The organism is Vogesella mureinivorans, from assembly GCF_007644035.1.
Taxonomy (GTDB): domain Bacteria; phylum Pseudomonadota; class Gammaproteobacteria; order Burkholderiales; family Chromobacteriaceae; genus Vogesella; species Vogesella mureinivorans.
Map to the genome: position 1 here is coordinate 1 of NZ_VMTV02000977.1, position 361 is coordinate 361.

Annotated in this window: 1 protein-coding gene; it reads left to right on the forward strand. The window is 64.8% G+C overall.

The window, feature by feature from the left end:
* Window positions 1-361: glyceraldehyde 3-phosphate dehydrogenase NAD-binding domain-containing protein (locus FLQ44_RS21770; protein ID WP_147696042.1), on the forward strand; the 361-nt coding region annotated here is incomplete at both ends.

A 361-nucleotide genomic window follows, 5' to 3' on the forward strand; every position in this document is an offset into this window, starting at 1 on the left:
GGCCAATGCCCGCCTACTTCGCCATGACTCGGTTCATGGCGCCTTCAACGGCACCGTCGAAGTCGATGGCAACGACCTGATCATCAACGGCAAGCGCATCCAGGTCACCGCCGAGCGCGATCCCGCCGCCCTGCCGCACGCCGCCAACGGCGTGGACATCGTGATGGAATGCACCGGCTTCTTCACCAACAAGGCCGGCGGCCAGAAGCATCTCGACGCCGGCGCGAAGCGCGTGCTGATCTCGGCGCCCGCCAAGGAGGTCGACCTGACCGTCGTTTACGGCGTCAATGACAGCCAGATCACCGCCGATCACCGGATCATCTCGAACGCGTCCTGCACCACCAACTGCCTCGCGCCCTTT